Raw genomic sequence first — 16,281 nt, 5'->3', positions numbered from 1 at the left:
GTTTGCTGGCTAGGATGGGCACACCCTTTTCGCCGCAGGCAGGAGCCGGCCCATGAATTTCAATCAACTGCTCGACGCCGTGCGGGCCAACCCCGACGCAGTCAGCATTCCGCCGACCTGGGCGCAAGGCCGAGCGGCCTTTGGCGGCCTCATGGCGGCCCTTGTGTACGAGGCGATGCGCCTCAAGCTGTGTGACAGCCGCCCAGCGCGCTCCCTGGCCATCACCTTCGTGGCCCCTGCAGCGGCAGATATACCCATCCGCTTCGAGGTGGAGGTGCTGCGCGAGGGCAAGGCGGTCAGTACCTTGCTTGGCCGCGCGGTGCAGGCAGGCCAGGTGGTGACGGTGGTACAAGGCAGCTTCGGGGCAGGGCGGCCTTCGGTCGTGCAGGTGCCGGCGTTACCGGCCACGGAAATGAAGGCACTCGAAGAGGCGGCTCCGGAGCTGCCCTATATCAAGGGGGTCACGCCGGAATTCATGCGCCATGTGGCCTTGCGCTGGGCGGTGGGCGGGCTGCCGTTCAGTGGTAATCAGTCGAGGAAGATGGGCGGTTGGGTGCGCTTGCGCGATGTCGCCGAAGAAAGCGTCAATGAAGCGCACCTGCTTGCCTTGGTCGATGCATGGCCGCCGAGCCTGATGCCGTTCCTGAAGCAACCCGCAGCTGGCAGCACGCTGACCTGGACGATCGAGTTCATTCAGCCTGTGGTCAAGGTCTCTACCCAGGACTGGTGCCGCTATTGCGTTGAGACCGAATATGCCCGGGATGGCTATGGCCATGCGGCAGCAGCACTGTGGACCGCCCAAGGTGAATTGCTGGCGCTGAGCCGGCAGACTGTCACCGTGTTCGCCTGACAAGCCGGCACCGGACCATCGGCTCAGCGTCGGTGCTTGTGACGCTCCCGCCATGCCTTCAGCCAGGCGCCACTGAGAACAAAGCGCGGAAAGGTGATGAACTGCTCCGTCAGCAGCCGCTGCACGGCATCCTGGCGGTTAGCGAACGGCTCAGGTCGCTGGGCTTCCAGGCGGTGGCCCTGGCGCTGCAGGCCCAAGCCGGCAACCAAGGCAATGATACCCACCGCGATCTGGCTCAAGTCGAGCCCGAACAGGCCCGACAGTACCAGCAGCGCGCCCAGGATGAACAACGGGACGGCAATCAGGTGCAATACCAGGTTGGTCGGGTGACGGTGGTTGTGGTGGTAGCCGCGCCATTGCCAGGCGGGCAGGTTGGGCAGACGTTTACTCATGGGCATTTCCTCATCCAATGCCCAAAGCTTAGTGCTGCCCGCGCATGGGGGTCAATCGAGGCTGGCTATGGTAGCTATAGCTTGAGCTGGCCGATGGCCTTGTTGAGCGCCCCGGCCAAGGTCGCCAGCTCGCTACTGGTGGTGGCCGAGCCCACCGTCTGTTGCACGGTCTGTTCGGTGACGTCACGAATGCTCACCACCGCGCGGTTCATTTCCTCGGCCACCTGGCTTTGTTGCTCGGCTGCCACGGCAATCTGCGTGTTGCTCTCGCGCATCTGCGCCACGGCACCGGTGATCTCGGCCAGGGCTGCACCGGCTTCCTGAGCCTGGCGCACGCAATCGTCAGCCTTGTACGAACTTTCCTGCATGAACTCCACCGCATCACGGGTACCCGACTGCAAAGCCGAGACCATTGTGGTGATTTCGTCAGTGGAGGTTTGCACGCGCTTGGCCAGGTTGCGCACCTCATCGGCGACCACGGCAAACCCGCGCCCTAGGTCGCCGGCGCGTGCGGCTTCGATGGCGGCGTTGAGCGCAAGCAGGTTGGTTTGTTCGGCGATGCTGTGAATCACATTGACGACCCCGTTGATGTTCTGACTGTCATCGGCCAACTGGCGAATCATCTCGGCGGTTTGCTGAACACCGCTGGACAGCCCGGCAATCGAATCCTGTACCCGGCTTACCACCTCTTTGCCGCTGCCGGCCAGGGTGTCGGCGGTTTGGGACAGGTCACGGGTAGCGCCAGCATGCTGGGCGATGTGGTGCACGGTTGCCGACATTTCGTTGATGGCGGTGGCCGCCTGGTCGGTCTCGCTTTGCTGGCCAAGCATGCCGTGGCGCACATCGTTCATGCTGGCGGCCAGGCGCGCAGCGCCTGAGTCCAGCTGCGCGGCAGTGTGGGCGACGGTGCTGACGACGCGGTGGTAAGTGGCCTGCATGGCATTGAAGGCACCGGCCATCTGGCCGACCTCGTCACCACAGGCCAGTGGCACACGGGCTGCCAGGTCGCCGGTTTTTTCCACGTGCAGCATCACATCCTTGAGGGTATTGAGCTGGCTGAGCAGAAAGCGGATGAGCAGTTGCGAGGCAGCGAGCATGGCCAGCATCAGAATCAGGACACATACCGCGTAATTGCTGAAGCGTTCGAAGAACACCTGGCGCAGGCTGGGCGACTGGGCCACTACCGCCATGTACTGATCGCCCTTGTGCACGACCTGTGCGCCACGCAGCGGGTTGTCGCCCAGCACCCAGGCACTTGGCAGGTCCACCCAGCCCTGGCCGTCGCGCAGGCGCTCGAGCGGTTCACCGGCAAAGGTAGGTGTTTGCCCGGCTGACCAGCTAATCACATTGGCATGGCGCGGTATTGGCTGCTGGCTTGGCCAGGCAGCCAGCAGCTCGGCTTGCTGCACCGCCTGTACCTGGGCCACCTCGGCGCGGGCGCGTTGCTCCAGGTGCACGGCATACAACACCAGCAGCAAGGTCGTGACAAAGGCCACCGCGTTGACGGCCCAGAACTTGTACTTCAAGGAAACATTGCTAAGCCAGGCACCCATGGGCAGGTCTTCTCTGAGTTGAGCGAAAACAATATCGGCAAGGTGCCATCATTGTCCCGGCTCGTGCCAGAGCCGTTGTTGACTTGTATCAAGAAAAAACAACGGTGTTGTTCTCCTGCCTCAACCGGCCCCGCCAGCTCAGATCTGGAAGAACGCCCGTGCCGTGGCTGTGGTGTGCGCTGCCGTATGTTCGACCGATTCACCCCGGTGCAAGGCTACTTCATGCAGTACGTGCGGCAAGAAGGCCGGCTCATTGCGGCCGTTCTTGGGTTTGGGGCGCAGGGTGCGGGGTAGCAGGTAGGGGGCATCGCTTTCCAGCATCAGCCGGCCTTCGGCAATGTTGCCCACCAGCGCGTGCAGGTGCGTTCCCCGGCGCTCGTCGCATATCCAGCCGGTGATACCGATGTGCAGGTCCATGTCGAGGTAGGCGAACAGCGCCTCACGCTCCCCAGTGAAACAATGCACGACCGCCGCGCTCAGATGGTCGCGGTAATCCTTGAGAATGGCCAGCAAGCGCTCGCTGGCATCGCGCTCATGCAGGAACACCGGCAGGCGTAGCTCAACGGCCAGCGCCAACTGGGCTTCCAGGGCTTTTTCTTGCAGGGGCCGAGGGGAGAAATCACGGTTGAAGTCCAGGCCGCATTCGCCCACAGCACGTACCCGTGCCTCGCTTAGCAGTTGGCGCAGCCGGCCTTCGCTACCGGCCTCCCATGCCTTGGCATCGTGGGGGTGCACGCCGGCAGTGGCAAACAGATGCGCGCCACTGGCGTCCAGTTGCTGGCACAGCTCCAGTGCCTGTTCGCTGACTGCCAGGCTGGTGCCCGTCAGCACCATCTGGGTCACCCCGGCTTCGATGGCGCGCTCGACGACGGCCGCCTGCTGGTCGTGGAAGCTGCTGTTGGTCAGGTTGACGCCGATATCGATCAGTTGCATGGTGGTATCTCGTGCCGCGGAGCGGCCAGCATAGCAAAAACCGGGTTTTTCTGAACAAAACCAAGAACTTCATGCTGTGTCCGGGGTCTTTTTCCGTCATTTATCACTTGGCGTGCGACCCTGTATGCCGCCCCCGAATGGATCTTTTTGCGCATGCGATTCTGGCTCACTTTCCTGTTGGCGCTCGGGCTGGTCTTGTCCGGGGCCGCCCTTGCGCAAACCCAAGGGCCGCAACAGAACCCTGCGCCCGCCAAGGTTCGCGACTTGCAGCAGATCCGCAGCAGCAAGGTGCTGCGGGTGCTGGTCAACCAAAGCCGCAATAGCTCGGGCGAGGTCAAGGGTGAACCGGTCGGCATCGAGTATTACCGCCTGCGCGCCCTGGAACACTTCCTCAACGCGCGCAGCGACGACGATCAACAGATCGAGCTTCAGCTCATACCGCGGGCCAAGGAGCAATTGCTCGGCGCCCTGGCGCGTGGCGAGGGCGACCTTGCTGCACCGGGCGAGCTGCTGGACCCCGGCACTGTACGGGGTGTCAGCAGCAGCGCACCGCTACTCGATCATGTGCCGCTAACACTGGTTGGGCGCAAAGGCGAGCGCAGCTTCAGCAAGCTCGAGCAGCTGTCGGGGCGAACCGTGGCACTGACCACTGCCAGCGCGGCGGGCCCATTCATCCAGCAGGCCAACCAGCAATTGGCCCTGCGCAAGCGGCCGCCGATCAAGGTGGAGTGGGTCGACCCGACACTGGCCGTGGAAGATGTGCTGGAGATGGTTCAGGCCGGCATCTACCACCTGACTGTGGTGGAGCAGCCAATCGCTCGGCGTTGGGCGCGGGTGATGCCGCGCCTTCGCCTGCACAGCGGTGTGCGATTGGGGCCGCCGCAGGCCATGCGCTGGTATGTGGGGCGTGATGCGCCGCAGCTGCTCGCTGCAGTCGATCGTTTCCTCAAGGGTTATCGGGCGCCAGACAACCAGGATGCCGCGTTCGAGCGGATTTACCGCCGCCAGTATCGGGTGCACAACCCGTTGGCCAGCAAGGACCGCCGGCGTCTGGCAGCGCTGCGGGCGGTGTTGCAGAAGCATGGGCAGGCGCAACAGATCGACTGGCTGAACCTAGCGGCGCTGGCGTTCAAGGAGTCGACGCTGAACCCGGCCGCACGCGGCAGCGGTGGCGCCCACGGGCTGATGCAGATCACCCCGACAGCAGCCCTGCGTGTGGGGGTGAGCAACACGGCCACGGTAGACGGCAACGTGCTGGCCAGCGCGCGTTACCTGGCGCTGATCCGCCGCACGTTTTTCGCCAGCCCCAAGATCAACGAGCGCGAGCGCATTGCGTTCGTGCTTGCTGCGTACAACCTTGGCCCCGAACGCGTTCAGGCCATGCGCGCCGAAGCTCGCCGACGCGGGCTCAATGGCAATCAATGGTTCTTCCAGACCGAGCGTATTGCCATGGAGCAGGTGGGCATGGGGCCGGTGAACTTCGTCAACAGTGTCAACAAGTACTACCTGGCATTCAACCGCGAGCGTGCCGCGCTTGAGCGTTTAACCAAGCGATGAAGTATCGAATTCATAGATGAGTAGGCTGGGTTTTTTGCGATTTTAATATCTGCTAAACTGATTAAGATGGCGTCCATCTCAACACAACTGCACCGCCTCAAGGACGCTTCGCTATGAACAACACCACGCTCAATGCCCTGTTTTCCACCCGTGCCGGCGCCGGCCTGAGCATTATCCGTATACTGGTCGGCATCATCTTCATGGCGCATGGTGCGCAAAAGCTGTTCGGCATGTTTGGCGGCTATGGCCTGGAAGGCACCGGCCAGTGGATGGAAAGCATCGGCCTGGCGCCGGGTTATCTGATGGCCCTGTTGTCCGGTAGCGCCGAGTTCTTCGGCGGCTTGGCCCTGGTGCTGGGGCTGCTGGCGCGCCCGGCGGCACTGGCACTGAGCGTAACCCTGATAGTGGCGATTTTCTCGGTTCACATTGGCAATGGCTTGTTCATGTCCAACAACGGCTACGAGTTTGCCCTGGCGCTGCTCGCCGGTACCGTTGCCGTGATGATCGAAGGCGCCGGGCGCTTCTCGCTGGACCGCCTGATCGCCCGCTGACCCGTTGCAAGCTGTGAGCGACAAGCCGCAAGCAAGGGCGGGCCTTTCTTCGGCCTGCTTCTGCTTGCGGCTTCTCGCTTGCAACTTGAAGCTCATCGCTCTAGCATACCGCCTGCGCCGATTTAAACAGCTACTTGCGGGGCGCAGGAAAGCCCCTTGTGCGGCTCATCCGAAATACCGCTAAAGCGCTGGTTCGGTGACGCCTCCCACCGCTGCCCAGCGGGATTCGCGAGGCGGAGAGAAGCACCATGAGTTGCCCACGTACCAGTGTCTGTTTGAGCCCTCTGCCTGCACACCAGGCGTCCCGCACGCCGCGCATCCTGCTCGGCGGCCAGCATCAGCCCACTCTTTTGCGTCACCTCGAAGGCCTGTCCCGGCGCAAGGGCCAGGCACGCGCATTCCTGATCCAGTTCGCCGATGACACCTGCAATCTTGCGCAGTATGGGCAGGACCGTTTCGACCTCGCGGTCATTCAGTCGCCCGGCCCGCAGGACGCTGCCGAGGTCATCGGCCACCTCACCCGTATCGCGCGCCAGGGCCTGATCACCCGCCGCTGAGGAGCGCCTGTTGAGTACCAACATCATCACCACCGAAGGCCACGCGGCGCTGAAGGAAGAGCTGGACCACCTGTGGCGGGTCTATCGCCCCGAGATCACCCAGAAGGTCACCTGGGCGGCGTCGCTTGGGGACCGTAGCGAGAATGCCGACTACCAGTACAACAAGAAGCTGCTGCGCGAGATCGACCGCCGGGTGCGGTATTTGCGCAAGCGTCTTGAGGATGTGAAGGTGGTGGCCTATTCGCCCGAGCAGGAAGGCAAGGTGTTTTTCGGTGCCTGGGTCGAGGTCGAGAACGACGACGGCGAGACCATGAAGTTTCGCATCGTGGGTTATGACGAGATCTACGGGCGCAATGACTACATCTCGATCGACTCACCCATGGCCCGCGCCTTGCTGAAGAAGCAGGAGGGTGACGAAGTGCTGGTACACACACCTACCGGTGAAGCCACCTGGTATGTGAACAGCATCAGCTATGGGCAGTGAATTGAGGCTGCTTGTGCAGGCCCGGATGCCGGGCCTGCACAGTGTCGCCTCAACTGTCCCGCAGTACCGCTAAAGGGCTGGCATTGAGCGCCCGCCGCGTGCCTATCACCCCCGCACCGCCTACCAGCAAAGCCCCTATCAATGGCAGCAAAAGCAGCCAGGGATGCGGCCCCCACTGCAAATTGAAGGCATAGCGGTAAAGCACCAGTGTGATCAGTTCGCAACCCACCGCCGCCAACAACCCGCTGGCTGCGCCGAGCAGGCCGAACTCGATCCGCCGTGCCCTGACCAGCAGCGGCCTGGGCGCGCCGAGCGCACGCAGCAGGGCACCTTGGCGAATGCGCTCATCCAGCGTTGCCTGCAAACCGGCGAACAGCACCGCCAGCCCTGCCGCCAGCACGAACAGCAGCACATATTCCACGGCCAGAGTCACCTGGGCGAGGATGCTGCGCAGTTGGTCAAGCAGGGCATCGACCTGCAGGATGGTCACTGCCGGAAACGCACGTGACAGGCTCACCACGTCCAGGTCATGCCCCGGCGCCAGGTAGAAGCTGGTCAGGTAGGTGGTCGGCAGACCTTGCAGGGTGCCGGGTTGGAAGATCATGTAGAAGTTGGGCTGGAAGCTGTCCCAATGCACGCTGCGCAAGCTGCTGACCCTGGCTTGGCGCTGTTGGCCGCCGATATCGAACGTCAGCATGTCGCCAGGCTGAAGCTTCAGGCTCTTGGCCAGCTCTGCTTCCACCGATACCCCGGGGGTTTCGTGTTCGCCGGGCAATGCTTGCCACCAGGTCCCGGCTGTCAACGCATTGCCTTCGGGCAGTTCGGCGGCCCAGGTCAGGCTGAGGTCGCGCTGCACGGCGCGCTCGCCTGCCGAATCCTTGCTGACGATCTGCTGTACCGGTTGTTGGTTGATCTGCACCAGCCGCCCCGGTGTCACCGGGTACAGCGGCGCCGCGACGGCGTTGACCTGCTGCAGGTGCTGAGCAAACGGCGCGCGGTCGTCTGGCAGGATATTCAGGGCGAAATAGTTGGGCGCATCCTTGGGTAGCTGGGCCTGCCAGGTGTCGAGCAATTCTGCCCGCAGCAGGGCGACCAAGGCCATGGCCAGCAGGATCAGGCCGAACGCCAACGCCTGGCCAGCGGCGGCCATGGGGTGGCGCAGCAACTGGCCCAACCCCAGGCGCCAGGTCAGCGGGGCGCCGGCCAGCAAGCGGCGCAGGCTGCGCAAGCCGAGCAGCAGCAGGCCACCGAGCAACAGCGCAGCAACCAAGCCGCCAGCCAGCAGGGCGAAGGTCAGCAGCAGGTCCAGGCTCAGCCGCCACATGATCAGGCCTAGCGCGAACAGGGCTGCGCCGTATACCAGCCAACTGCTGGGCGGTATCGGCAATAGGTCGCGGCGCAGTACGCGCAATGGCGGCACCTGGCCCAGCGCCGCGATCGGTGGCAGGGCAAAGCCGGCCAGTGCTACCAGTCCTGTGGCGATGCCGGCCAGGGCCGGTATTACGCCCCCGGCTGGGACCACGCTGGGAAGCAGGCCGTGCAGTACGCGGAACAGGCCCAGCTGGCCGAGCCAGCCCAGCAGCGCGCCGGCCAGCGCCGCTACTACGCCGAGCATGGTCAGTTGCAGGCAGTACAGGCCAAGGGCCTGCCGGCGCGACAGGCCCAGGCAGCGCAGCAGGGCACTGGCGTCCAGGCGCCGTGCAGCGTAGCGGCTGGCCGACAAGGCTACGGCCACGCCGGCCAGCAACACTGCCACCAGGCTGGCCATGTTCAGGTAGCGTTCTGCCTTGCCCAGGGCGCCACCGATCTGCTGGTTGCCATCGCGGGTATCGCGCAGGCGCTGGTTGGCGGCCAGGTCTTTCTCAATTGCCTGGCGGTACTGCGCCAGTGCTTCGCCGTCGCCACGCCACAGGTCGCGGTAGGTCACCCGGCTGCCGGGCTGGATCACCCCGGTTGCCTGCAGGTCGGCCAGGTTGATCATCACCCGCGGCGTGAGGCTGTAGAAGTTGTTGGCTCGGTCTGGCTCATAGGTCAGTACCCGGCTCATGCGCAGGGTTTTCATGCCGACGTCGATGCTGTCGCCTATCGACAGCCCCAAGGCCGCCAACAGCCGCGGTTCCACCCATGCTTCACCGGGCGCCGGCCCGCCACCTGGGCGCTCAGCACCATACGGGGCCGCGGCGCTGCGCAGTTGCCCACGCAGGGGGTAGGCGCTGTCGGCTGCCTTCACGCTGGACAGCTGGATACCGCTATCGCCGCCGACCACACTGGTGAACTCGACCACCTGAGCATGGCGCAAGCCCAGCGCCTGGCCGGCCGCGAGTTGCTGTTCACGGGCCGGGGCGCTGCCCTGCAACACAAGGTCGGCGCCGAGGAATTCGCTGGCGCGCAGTTGCATGGCGCCGTTCAGGCGGGCACCGAAATAGCCGATGGCGGTGCTGGCTGCCACCGCCACCAGCAGGGCGAAGAACAACACCCGCACTTCGCTGGCACGAAGGTCGCGAAGCAACTGGCGCAGGGCCAGGCCCCACAGGCGGAACAGCGGCATGTGCTTCATCAGGCCTCCACCGCTGCCACCAGGCGGCCTGCGTCCAGCCGGATCTGGCGGCGGCAGCGGCGGGCCAGGCGTTCGTCATGGGTAACCAGCACCAGCGTGGTGCCACGCTCCTGGTTCAGCTCGAACAGCAGGTCGCTGATACGTTCGCCGGTGTGGCTGTCCAGGTTGCCGGTGGGTTCATCGGCGAACAATACTGCAGGGTGCGCGGCGAAGGCGCGGGCGATGGCCACCCGTTGTTGCTCGCCCCCTGACAGCTGGCGTGGCGTGTGGCTGAGGCGCGCGCCAAGGCCGACCCTTTCAAGCAAGTTGCGCGCTTGTTCGCGGGCATCGTTGCGCCCGTCAAGCTCCAGCGGCAGCATGACATTCTCCAAGGCGTTGAGACTGTCCAGCAGTTGGAACGACTGGAACACGAAGCCGACGTGTTCGGCGCGCACCCGGGCGCGCTGGTCTTCATCCAGCGGCCCGAGGTCGTGGCCGGCAAGTATTACCTTGCCAGCGCTGGGTTGGTCCAGACCCGCGAGCAGGCCAAGCAGCGTCGACTTGCCCGAGCCCGAGGCGCCAACGATGGCCAGGCTGTCACCCTGGGCCAGGTCGAGGGACAGGGCGTGCAGGATGGCGAGGTCACCTTCCGCACTGGGGACCACTTTGCTAAGGTTCTGCGCAACGAGAATGCTGGGGCCCATGGAGAATCCGATGCGAATAAGGTGGTTGAGTGCCGGTCTGGCCCTGTATTGCCTGGCCCAGAGCGCGGCGGCGGGAACGTTGCTGGTGGTTGGCGATAGTATCAGCGCCGGTTTTGGCCTGGATAGCCGCCAGGGGTGGGTCTCTCTGTTGCAGACCCGGCTGGAGAAGGAAGGTTTCGACGGCAAGGTGGTCAATGCGTCGATCAGTGGCGACACCAGTGCAGGTGGCCTGGCGCGCTTGCCCGCGCTGCTTGCAGCGCATAAGCCCAGCGTGGTGGTACTGGAACTGGGCGGCAACGATGGCCTGCGCGGGCAGCCGCCTGCGCAATTGCAACAAAATCTTGCTTCGATGATCGAGCGCTCGCGACAGGCTGGCGCCAAAGTGGTGCTGCTGGGGATGCGCCTGCCGCCCAATTACGGCTCGCGCTACACAGGTGCGTTTGCCAAGGTGTATGAGCAGTTGGCAAAGGAAAAAAAGGTTCCGCTGGTGCCGTTTTTCCTTGAAGGGGTAGGGGGTGTGCCAGCGTTGATGCAGGCTGATGGCATTCATCCGGCCCAGGGTGCCCAGCAGCGCTTGCTGGAAAATGCCTGGCCGGCGATAAAACCGTTGCTGTGATGCTTTAAACGGGGGCAGCTTTCGGCTAATGTTGCGCCCCCCGTTTCGAGTGCCACCGATGCCGCGCCCCGCCTGGTCCCTATACGCCTACCAATTGATCGAGCCCGATGAGCAGCTTGACCTGTTTGCCTGCCAAGAGGTCCGCGTGCACCTGGTGGCCCGGCAGCTCGAGCTGGGTGTGCCGGTAGACCGTACCTTGTGCGGTGGGCTGCTGCCTGCGCAGCCGCGCTGGTCGGGGGTGCCGCGCTCGATCTATCGCGATGGCCGCCTGTGCGAGCTGTGCCGGGCCATCCTCGATGCCCAGCGGCGTGGCATGCGCCCGGTATGGCCTGAGCTGCACGGCAGCTGAACGACCCGCACCTTTCATCATCTGAAACGCTTGCCGCTCAGCAATGCCTCCCGCTGGCACCAGTGCAGGTGTACAATCGATTCTCTTGACCCACCTTTCGAAGGATTTACCGGATGTTGCCGCGCTTTCCTGCCGTCACCCGTAGCCTGTCCCTGGCCGCCCTGCTGGTAGCAGGCCCCGCTGCTGCGCTGGAGCTGCCACTGCCACCTCCTGGTGATGACATCGTCGGCCAGGTGCATGTGATCAAGGCCAAGTACGAGGACACCTTCGCCGATATCGGCACCGCCAACGACCTCGGCTACCTGGAAATGATCGCTGCCAACCCGGGCGTGGACCCGTGGTTGCCCGGCGCCGGCACCGAGATCATCCTGCCCACCCGCTACATCCTGCCACCGGGCCCGCGCGAAGGCGTGGTCATCAACCTGGCCGAGTACCGGTTGTACTACTACCCGAAAGGTCAAAACGTGGTGTACACCTTCCCGCTCGGTATCGGTCGTGAAGGCTGGGGTTCGCCGATCGCCAACACCAAGATCATCGCCAAGACGCCGAACCCGACCTGGACCCCGCCCGCATCCATCCGCAAGGAGCATGCCGCAGACGGCGATATCCTGCCTGCGGTGGTGCCGGCAGGCCCGGACAACCCGCTGGGGCCGTTCAAGTTCACCTTGGGCGTGCCGGGCTACCTGATCCACGGTTCGAACAAGAAGTTCGGTATCGGCATGCGCACCAGCCACGGTTGCTTCCGCATGCTCAACAACAACGTGCTGGAGCTGTCCAAGCTGGTGCCGGTGGGTACGCCGGTGCGCATCATCAACGAGCCTTACAAGTTTGGTATCAGTGGCGGCAAGGTGTACCTCGAGGCACACACTCCGCTGGATGACCAGGGCAATCCGTCGGTAGTCGACAAGCATACCGCTGTCATCAATGCTTTGCTCAAGCGCGAAGACCTGGCCAACAACCTGCGCATGAACTGGGACATGGTGCGTGATGTGGTGGCTGCAGAAGATGGCATGCCGGTAGAAATTGCCGTACCGGTCGAAAACCAGGCAGGCACACCGGTGGTTTCCAGCATTCCCCCAGAACTGCAGTAAGGTATTGGCGGTACAGGGAGGCCCGCCTTTGTGCGGCCCTTTTCGTTACAGTCGCAACGCCCGGCAAAGAGCAGGCAAAAAAAAGCCGACCCACAAGTGGGTCGGCTTTTTAACAATCCGTGAGGATTATTACTTGCGGCTGGCTTTGTCCAGCATACGCAGAGCACGCTCGTTGGCTTCGTCAGCGGTCTGCTGAGCCTTCTGAGCGGCTGCCAGTGCGTCGTCAGCCTTACGGTAGGCTTCATCGGCACGGGCTTGAGCGCGAGCAGCTGCGTCTTCAGTCGCAGTCAGACGAGCTTCAGTTTCTTTGGAGACGCTGCTGCAACCGGTAGCCAGAACTGCGGCCAGAGCCAGAGCAGAGAATTTCAGAACGTTGTTCATCGTGTTCCCCTTCAAGGACTTTCTATTAAATAGCCATCTCTCGGAAAAGAGAAACTGGCCGGCGTACATAGTACTCATTACTTGTAGTAAGTAAACTGACTGAGCGCAAGAACTGCAAAAAAAATGTTGCTTGACGTGGCCACGGCACGCTGTGCGAGCTGGGCGTGAACAAAAACCTGCCGTGATCGCAAGCAATTGTAGTAGAGCAACTTTTTTGTTGAACTACCGGTGACTTACACGGTCTTTCGGCGTCTTAAGGGCTAGAGCATCCGGCGGCTGCGGGGACCACGGCACTAAGTGAAGAGGGTAGCACCTGGCCCTTTTTAACTACCGAAACCTTGAGTAAATCCGCATGCCGCGCCTACTATCTTGTGAGCGCCAGAAGACTCGAACGATTGCAATCGTCCAGCGGTCGTATGGGCAACAGGTGGCGTAGAGCATTCTGTGCCGGATAAACCACCATCGGTTAAGGGAAGGGTCTACCTGAAAGACCTGCGAGGAGTAGTGATGAGCGAATCGTTGACCATCCACCATGACCAGGCCGGTCATCAGTTCGAGACCACCGTGGACGGTCATCGTGCCTACCTGACGTACATGGACCTGGGCAAGCAAACGCTGGATATCTACCGCACATTTGTGCCTAACGCCTTGCGCGGCCGTGGTATCGCTGCCGCGCTGACCGAGCAGGCCTTGGCTTATGCCGAGCAGATGGGCTACACGGTGATACCGTCGTGTTCATACGTAGAGCGCTACATGGAGCGCCAGCAGCGGCACTCCACCAAGGCCTGAGCCAGGCCATGAGGAGCGGGCCATGGTGAGCCCGCTCGCTTAGCAGGGCGTCAATCAGCCACGCTTGCGCTGCGGCAATACATCTTTCAACTTGGCATGCATGCTGCGCAGCGTTTTTTCGGTTGCCGACCAGTCGATGCAGGCATCGGTAACCGACACGCCGTATTGCAGGTCTTCCAGATTCTTCGGAATCGACTGGCAACCCCAGTTCAGATGGCTTTCGACCATCAGGCCAATGATCGACTGGTTGCCTTCGAGAATCTGGTTGGCGACGTTCTCCATCACCAGCGGTTGCAGGGCCGGGTCCTTGTTGGAATTGGCGTGGCTGCAATCGACCATGATGTTTGCCTTGATCTTGGCCTTGGCAAGGTCTTGCTCGCACAGCGCAACGCTGACCGAATCGTAGTTGGGTTTGCCGTTACCGCCGCGCAGTACCACGTGCCCGTAAGGGTTGCCTTTGGTGGTGACGATCGACACGCCGCCTTCCTGGTTGATACCCAGGAAGCGATGTGGCTTGGACACCGACTGCAGGGCGTTGATGGCGACGGTCAGGCCGCCATCGGTGCCGTTCTTGAAACCTACTGCTGACGACAGCCCCGAGGCCATTTCGCGGTGGGTTTGCGATTCGGTGGTACGGGCGCCGATCGCCGACCAGCTGATGAGGTCCTGCAGGTATTGCGGGGAGATGGGGTCCAGCGCTTCGGTCGCGGTCGGCAGGCCCATTTCTGCCAGGTCCAGCAGCAGCTTGCGGCCGATGTGCAGGCCGTCCTGGATCTTGAACGAGTCATCCAGGTACGGGTCGTTGATCAGGCCTTTCCAACCGACCGTGGTGCGCGGCTTTTCAAAGTACACGCGCATGACCAGGTACAGGGTGTCGGACACCTCTGCCGCCAGTACTTTCAGGCGCTCGGCATATTCGTGAGCGGCCTTGATATCGTGGATGGAGCAAGGGCCGACCACGACGAACAGGCGATGGTCCTTGCCGTCGAGAATATTGCGCACCACTTCACGGCCGGCAGTCACGGTCTGCAGGGCCTTGGCGCTGAGGGGTATTTCCTTCTTGAGCTGATCAGGGGTGATCAGGGTCTCGTTGGAGGCAACGTTCAAGTCATCGATCGGTAAATCAGCCATCGTGTTACTCGTCAGGTCACGGGTGCCGGCCGCCAACAATCCCCGTGCGGCCCAGCAGCAAGAATAATCGCAACGGGGAGCCGAACCTTAGCGCGTTACAAGGGGCGGGACAATGGGCTGAGCCCAGTCATTGTGGGGTTTTTACCTGTACCAAGGGTTCAAGCGCGAATGGCCTGCCCAGCGTTGCCCAACCGGTGTAAAAAGAACGCCTACCTGTTAGCTGGAGATTGGCATGCATTCGCGCGCACTACGTATTGGCATCATTGGCAGTGGCGCCATTGGCGGCTTCTATGGGTTGATGCTGGCCAAGGCCGGTTTCGATGTGCATTTTCTGCTGCGTAGCGAGTACCCGACGGTATGTGAGCATGGCCTGAGCCTGGACAGTGCCGAGCACGGCACCCTGCAAATGAAGGTGCAAGCCTATGCCAGGGCCGCCGATATGCCGCCCTGTGACTGGTTGTTGATCGGGGCCAAGGCTACCAGCAACGACCACCTGGCCCCGTTGATTGTCCAGGCTGCCGCACCGGGTGCCAAAGTGGTGCTGTTGCAGAACGGCCTGGGGGTCGAGGAGCAGCTGCGCCCGGCACTGCGCCGCGACATGCACCTGCTGGGCGGGCTGTGTTTCATCTGTGTCAACCGGCAGGGGCCAGGGGTGATCCGGCATCAGGCCTTGGGTACCGTAAACCTGGGTTATCACAGCGGGCCTGCCAGCGATGGTGGTACGGCGCTGGTCAGTGAGGGCACAGGCTTGTTCCAGGCGGCGGGCATCGACTCGCACGCCATGCCGAATCTGGCGCTGGCGCGCTGGCAGAAGCTGGTGTGGAACGTGCCTTATAACGGCCTCTCGGTATTGCTGGGTGCCAGCACCACTGCATTGATGGGCAACGCCGCCAGCCGTGAACTGGTCCTGTCGCTGATGGCAGAAGTTGTGCAAGGTGCCGCAGCATGCGGCCATGTGCTGCCGGAAGGCTACGCCCAACACCTGTTCCAGGTCACCGAGCGCATGCCTGAGTACTGGCCCAGCATGTACCACGACCATGCACACAAGCGCCCATTGGAGTTACAGGCCATTTATGCCGAGCCGCTGGCGCAGGCGCGGGCGGCTGGCTGCCGCTTGCCGCGCATGGAAATGCTGTACCAGGCGCTGTTGTTCATCGACCGGCACCAAGGCCGGCTGTGAGCGTTTCCGGGGTGTATTCCCAGCCCGGTACAGCTCACCCGTGCAGCGCGCCGGACGGCGAAGCGTGCCTCTGCCGCGCTGCTAAGCTGAAGCTTGATCTGCCGCAGCGGCAGTCCAGGAGGTCGAATGATCCGCTCCATGCTGTACGCCACCGACCTCGGTGTCTATGCCCCGTTTGTCATGCAACATGCGCTGGCGCTGGCGCGGACATTCGGGGCTGAGTTGTACGTGATCCATGCGGTCGAGCCCATGGGCCAGTTCGCTGAATCTCTCCTGCAAAGCTACCTCGACGAGCAAACGCTCGACCAGTTGCACAGCCAGGGGGTGAATACAGTAATGGCCAATATAGAGCAGCGCGTGCTGGAGAGCTTTCGCGATGAGCTGGGCGAGGAGGCCGACCTTGCCGTCATCAAGGCCGTACGTGTTCGCCAGGGCGACCCGGCGCAGGTCATTCTGGATCAGGCGCAACGGCTGAGTGTCGACCTGCTGATTTTTGGTAGCCACAGTGCCGGTGCCGGGGTGGATGTGCCAATCGGCCGCACGGCGGTGCGGCTGCTGCAACTGTCGCCGGTCCCGGTCTACATGGTGCCGTTGGCGCAGCATTTGGGGCGTAGGAAAACGTGAGAG

The 16,281-nt window shown here is 62.9% G+C and carries 18 protein-coding genes; 11 read left to right on the top strand and 7 right to left on the bottom strand.

Features of this window, described 5'->3' with window-relative positions; translation table 11 throughout:
* Positions 1–52 precede the first annotated feature (52 nt).
* Positions 53–850 (top strand): acyl-CoA thioesterase, encoded by a 798-nt coding sequence (locus GEV39_RS14995; protein WP_173890082.1) that lies wholly within the window; start codon positions 53–55, stop codon positions 848–850.
* Positions 851–873: 23 nt separating this feature from the next.
* On the opposite strand, the gene GEV39_RS14990 is transcribed toward GEV39_RS14995, so the two are convergent.
* The 3 genes from GEV39_RS14990 to GEV39_RS14980 form a co-directional block, all read right to left on the bottom strand.
* On the bottom strand, positions 874–1,242 hold the full coding sequence (locus GEV39_RS14990) for an Mpo1-like protein (RefSeq protein WP_173890080.1): 369 nt from the start codon (positions 1,240–1,242) through the stop codon (positions 874–876).
* Between the two features lie 74 nt (positions 1,243–1,316).
* Positions 1,317–2,795: a methyl-accepting chemotaxis protein gene (locus GEV39_RS14985; RefSeq protein WP_173890078.1), complete on the bottom strand. Its 1,479-nt coding sequence runs from the start codon at positions 2,793–2,795 to the stop codon at positions 1,317–1,319.
* 138 nt (positions 2,796–2,933) lie between these two features.
* A complete protein-coding gene (locus GEV39_RS14980) occupies positions 2,934–3,728 on the bottom strand; it encodes a TatD family hydrolase (RefSeq protein ID WP_173890061.1) in 795 nt (264 codons plus the stop codon).
* A 153-nt stretch (positions 3,729–3,881) separates the two neighbouring features.
* Here GEV39_RS14980 and GEV39_RS14975 point away from each other — a divergent pair, with 153 nt between their 5' ends.
* The 4 genes from GEV39_RS14975 to greB all read left to right on the top strand — a co-directional run bounded on the left by GEV39_RS14975 (position 3,882) and on the right by greB (position 6,877).
* The gene (locus tag GEV39_RS14975) at positions 3,882–5,285 is read left to right on the top strand and encodes an MltF family protein (protein WP_173890059.1); all 1,404 of its coding nucleotides are present in this window, start codon (positions 3,882–3,884) and stop codon (positions 5,283–5,285) included.
* 113 nt (positions 5,286–5,398) lie between these two features.
* Positions 5,399–5,836 (top strand): DoxX family protein, encoded by a 438-nt coding sequence (locus GEV39_RS14970; RefSeq protein ID WP_173890057.1) that lies wholly within the window; start codon positions 5,399–5,401, stop codon positions 5,834–5,836.
* Positions 5,837–6,084: 248 nt separating this feature from the next.
* The gene (locus GEV39_RS14965) at positions 6,085–6,393 is read left to right on the top strand and encodes a hypothetical protein (RefSeq protein WP_173890055.1); all 309 of its coding nucleotides are present in this window, start codon (positions 6,085–6,087) and stop codon (positions 6,391–6,393) included.
* 10 nt (positions 6,394–6,403) lie between these two features.
* On the top strand, positions 6,404–6,877 hold the full coding sequence (gene greB, locus GEV39_RS14960) for a transcription elongation factor GreB (protein WP_173890053.1): 474 nt from the start codon (positions 6,404–6,406) through the stop codon (positions 6,875–6,877).
* 49 nt (positions 6,878–6,926) lie between these two features.
* On the opposite strand, the gene GEV39_RS14955 is transcribed toward greB, so the two are convergent.
* Both GEV39_RS14955 and GEV39_RS14950 read right to left on the bottom strand, forming a co-directional pair.
* Positions 6,927–9,434, bottom strand: a complete 2,508-nt coding sequence (locus GEV39_RS14955; protein WP_173890051.1) for an ABC transporter permease — start codon at positions 9,432–9,434, stop codon at positions 6,927–6,929.
* Complete coding sequence (locus GEV39_RS14950) at positions 9,434–10,117, bottom strand: ABC transporter ATP-binding protein (protein WP_173890050.1); 684 nt, start codon at positions 10,115–10,117, stop codon at positions 9,434–9,436. The genes GEV39_RS14955 and GEV39_RS14950 overlap by 1 nt, the downstream gene beginning before the upstream one ends.
* A 10-nt stretch (positions 10,118–10,127) precedes the next feature.
* Here GEV39_RS14950 and GEV39_RS14945 point away from each other — a divergent pair, with 10 nt between their 5' ends.
* From GEV39_RS14945 to GEV39_RS14935, 3 genes are all read left to right on the top strand, one after another.
* Positions 10,128–10,733, top strand: a complete 606-nt coding sequence (locus tag GEV39_RS14945) for an arylesterase (protein ID WP_173890048.1) — start codon at positions 10,128–10,130, stop codon at positions 10,731–10,733.
* 58 nt (positions 10,734–10,791) lie between these two features.
* Positions 10,792–11,082, top strand: coding sequence for a hypothetical protein (locus GEV39_RS14940; protein ID WP_009683845.1), 291 nt, complete (start codon positions 10,792–10,794; stop codon positions 11,080–11,082).
* Positions 11,083–11,195: 113 nt separating this feature from the next.
* Positions 11,196–12,173: a L,D-transpeptidase family protein gene (locus GEV39_RS14935; RefSeq protein WP_173890046.1), complete on the top strand. Its 978-nt coding sequence runs from the start codon at positions 11,196–11,198 to the stop codon at positions 12,171–12,173.
* Between the two features lie 129 nt (positions 12,174–12,302).
* On the opposite strand, the gene oprI is transcribed toward GEV39_RS14935, so the two are convergent.
* Positions 12,303–12,554: an outer membrane lipoprotei OprI gene (gene oprI / locus GEV39_RS14930; RefSeq protein WP_003259780.1), complete on the bottom strand. Its 252-nt coding sequence runs from the start codon at positions 12,552–12,554 to the stop codon at positions 12,303–12,305.
* Positions 12,555–13,061: 507 nt separating this feature from the next.
* On the opposite strand from oprI, the gene GEV39_RS14925 reads away from it, so the two are divergent.
* Entirely contained in the window at positions 13,062–13,343 is a 282-nt protein-coding gene (locus GEV39_RS14925; protein WP_009683847.1) for a GNAT family N-acetyltransferase, read from the top strand.
* Between the two features lie 54 nt (positions 13,344–13,397).
* On the opposite strand, the gene GEV39_RS14920 is transcribed toward GEV39_RS14925, so the two are convergent.
* Positions 13,398–14,474 (bottom strand): 3-deoxy-7-phosphoheptulonate synthase, encoded by a 1,077-nt coding sequence (locus GEV39_RS14920; RefSeq protein WP_173890044.1) that lies wholly within the window; start codon positions 14,472–14,474, stop codon positions 13,398–13,400.
* A gap of 232 nt (positions 14,475–14,706) precedes the next feature.
* Here GEV39_RS14920 and GEV39_RS14915 point away from each other — a divergent pair, with 232 nt between their 5' ends.
* Both GEV39_RS14915 and GEV39_RS14910 read left to right on the top strand, forming a co-directional pair.
* A complete protein-coding gene (locus GEV39_RS14915; protein ID WP_173890042.1) occupies positions 14,707–15,654 on the top strand; it encodes a putative 2-dehydropantoate 2-reductase in 948 nt (315 codons plus the stop codon).
* A gap of 126 nt (positions 15,655–15,780) precedes the next feature.
* Entirely contained in the window at positions 15,781–16,278 is a 498-nt protein-coding gene (locus GEV39_RS14910) for a universal stress protein (RefSeq protein ID WP_173890040.1), read from the top strand.
* The last annotated feature ends 3 nt before the right edge of the window (positions 16,279–16,281 follow it).

It is taken from the genome of Pseudomonas sp. NY5710 (assembly GCF_013305665.1).
Classification (GTDB): domain Bacteria; phylum Pseudomonadota; class Gammaproteobacteria; order Pseudomonadales; family Pseudomonadaceae; genus Aquipseudomonas; species Aquipseudomonas juntendi.
The sequence above is the reverse complement of the archived record's forward strand: the minus strand, read 5'-3'. Positions and strand labels throughout refer to the sequence as shown.

What these genes read in the sequence shown, in the direction of transcription:
- GEV39_RS14995 (WP_173890082.1), top strand. Translation starts at nt 53, where the DNA reads ATGAATTTCAATCAACTGCTCGACGCCGTGCGGGCCAACCCCGACGCA.
- GEV39_RS14915 (WP_173890042.1), top strand. Translation starts at nt 14,707, where the DNA reads ATGCATTCGCGCGCACTACGTATTGGCATCATTGGCAGTGGCGCCATT.
- GEV39_RS14985 (WP_173890078.1), bottom strand. Translation starts at nt 2,795, where the DNA reads ATGGGTGCCTGGCTTAGCAATGTTTCCTTGAAGTACAAGTTCTGGGCC.
- GEV39_RS14955 (WP_173890051.1), bottom strand. Translation starts at nt 9,434, where the DNA reads ATGAAGCACATGCCGCTGTTCCGCCTGTGGGGCCTGGCCCTGCGCCAG.
- GEV39_RS14925 (WP_009683847.1), top strand. Translation starts at nt 13,062, where the DNA reads ATGAGCGAATCGTTGACCATCCACCATGACCAGGCCGGTCATCAGTTC.
- GEV39_RS14940 (WP_009683845.1), top strand. Translation starts at nt 10,792, where the DNA reads ATGCCGCGCCCCGCCTGGTCCCTATACGCCTACCAATTGATCGAGCCC.
- GEV39_RS14945 (WP_173890048.1), top strand. Translation starts at nt 10,128, where the DNA reads ATGCGAATAAGGTGGTTGAGTGCCGGTCTGGCCCTGTATTGCCTGGCC.
- GEV39_RS14990 (WP_173890080.1), bottom strand. Translation starts at nt 1,242, where the DNA reads ATGAGTAAACGTCTGCCCAACCTGCCCGCCTGGCAATGGCGCGGCTAC.
- GEV39_RS14920 (WP_173890044.1), bottom strand. Translation starts at nt 14,474, where the DNA reads ATGGCTGATTTACCGATCGATGACTTGAACGTTGCCTCCAACGAGACC.
- GEV39_RS14910 (WP_173890040.1), top strand. Translation starts at nt 15,781, where the DNA reads ATGATCCGCTCCATGCTGTACGCCACCGACCTCGGTGTCTATGCCCCG.
- GEV39_RS14970 (WP_173890057.1), top strand. Translation starts at nt 5,399, where the DNA reads ATGAACAACACCACGCTCAATGCCCTGTTTTCCACCCGTGCCGGCGCC.
- GEV39_RS14950 (WP_173890050.1), bottom strand. Translation starts at nt 10,117, where the DNA reads ATGGGCCCCAGCATTCTCGTTGCGCAGAACCTTAGCAAAGTGGTCCCC.
- GEV39_RS14975 (WP_173890059.1), top strand. Translation starts at nt 3,882, where the DNA reads ATGCGATTCTGGCTCACTTTCCTGTTGGCGCTCGGGCTGGTCTTGTCC.
- GEV39_RS14980 (WP_173890061.1), bottom strand. Translation starts at nt 3,728, where the DNA reads ATGCAACTGATCGATATCGGCGTCAACCTGACCAACAGCAGCTTCCAC.
- GEV39_RS14965 (WP_173890055.1), top strand. Translation starts at nt 6,085, where the DNA reads ATGAGTTGCCCACGTACCAGTGTCTGTTTGAGCCCTCTGCCTGCACAC.
- GEV39_RS14935 (WP_173890046.1), top strand. Translation starts at nt 11,196, where the DNA reads ATGTTGCCGCGCTTTCCTGCCGTCACCCGTAGCCTGTCCCTGGCCGCC.
- oprI (WP_003259780.1), bottom strand. Translation starts at nt 12,554, where the DNA reads ATGAACAACGTTCTGAAATTCTCTGCTCTGGCTCTGGCCGCAGTTCTG.